Origin of the sequence: Clavibacter lycopersici (assembly GCF_003576405.1) — a bacterium.
Taxonomy (GTDB): domain Bacteria; phylum Actinomycetota; class Actinomycetes; order Actinomycetales; family Microbacteriaceae; genus Clavibacter; species Clavibacter lycopersici.
The window spans coordinates 1-1238 of sequence record NZ_QWGT01000406.1 but is presented as its reverse complement, the minus strand read 5'-3'; the positions used below and the strand labels follow the sequence as shown (position 1 = coordinate 1238).

Sequence of the window (1238 nt, the reverse complement as noted above, 5' to 3'; positions counted from 1 at the left end):
GCGGCGCGACGGGGAGCTGAGGGGCGGCGGTCCGGTCAGCCCGCGGGGACGCAGGGGCTGTCGCAACCCGCGGCGCGCTGCCGCTCGAGCTCCCGCTCCCGCGCCCGCGCCCGCTCCAGCAGCGACACGTGCAGGTACCCCGCGTAGCCGCCCGGCGTGCGGCCCTCGCGGCGGCTGGACGTGACGACCTCGCCCGCCGCCGACGCCGTGATGCGCGCGTCCAGCCGGCGGAGCCGGGCGACGAGGTCCACGTCCTCGTGCTCCTCGATCTCGGGGAACCCGCCGGCGGCGAGGTACGCGTCGGCACGCACGCCGAGGTTCGCGCCGTGCACGTGCCCGTTCGCCTCGCCGGGCACGCGCGTCGCCTGCCAGGCGGCGACCTGCTCGGCGCTCAGTCCGTCGAGCTCGGGGCGCACCGTGCCGACGACGACGTCGGCGCCCTCGTCGGCGAGGGCGACCTGGCTGGTGATCCAGGCGGGCGGCACCATGGAGTCGGCATCGGTCGAGGCGATCCAGTGCTCCTCGTCCTCGCCGTCCCAGCCGTCGCGTGCGGCGGCCACGCCGAGGGCGCGCGCGGCGCCCACCCGGCCGGCCGCGCTCTCGATGACCTCGACCCCCGCGGCGCGCGCCACCTCGGCGGTGCGATCCCGGCAGTCGTCGGCCACGAGGATCACGCGCACGCGGACCCCCGCCACTCGGGCCCGGGCCGCGGCGACCCCGACCGATGCGAGGCAGCGCCCGACCAGCTCCTCCTCGTCGCGCGCCGGGATGACGACCGTGACGGCGCGGATCCGCGCGGCGGGCTCCGCATCGGCGGCTGCCATGGCCGATCCGGCGGTCATCGCAGCCCCGTGCGGGTCGCGACCGAGCGCGGATCCGCCGACAGCACCTCGAGCAGGAAGTCGTCCTCCTCGTGCCGCATGAGCCGGTGGAGCCCGGGGACCGCGGCGAGCCGCGCGTGCACCTCGTCGCCGGTCCGCCGGAAGTCGCCCTCCGGGTGCCGCCAGTGGCAGGCGACCAGCGTGCCGGTCGCGCCGAGGGCGCCGGGCAGGGCGGCGAGCACGCGGTCGAACGCGGCGTCGTCGAGGTAGTAGCCGACCTCGCTCATCACGACGAGGTCGAAGGCGCCGGCAGGCCAGTCGTCGCCCACGTCGCGCACCTCGAGGCGCACGTGCGGCGCGTCGGCGAGCCGCGCGCGGGCCCGCTCGACCGCGGTCGGCGCGACGTCCACCGCGAGC

2 protein-coding genes are annotated in these 1238 nt (G+C 78.2%); both read right to left on the bottom strand.

Annotated features, from left to right (window positions below; all coding sequences use genetic code 11):
• Nucleotides 1-35: 35 nt before the first annotated feature.
• Nucleotides 36-824, bottom strand: a complete 789-nt coding sequence (locus DZG00_RS15540) for a glycosyltransferase family 2 protein (RefSeq protein ID WP_233550169.1) — start codon at nucleotides 822-824, stop codon at nucleotides 36-38.
• 14 nt (nucleotides 825-838) lie between these two features.
• Nucleotides 839-1238: methyltransferase domain-containing protein (locus DZG00_RS15535; RefSeq protein WP_147360071.1), on the bottom strand; the 400-nt coding region annotated here is incomplete at its 5' end.

Bases quoted from the DNA above. Each gene is read 5' to 3' on its own strand.
- DZG00_RS15540 (WP_233550169.1), bottom strand. From the start codon at position 824: ATGGCAGCCGCCGATGCGGAGCCCGCCGCGCGGATCCGCGCCGTCACG.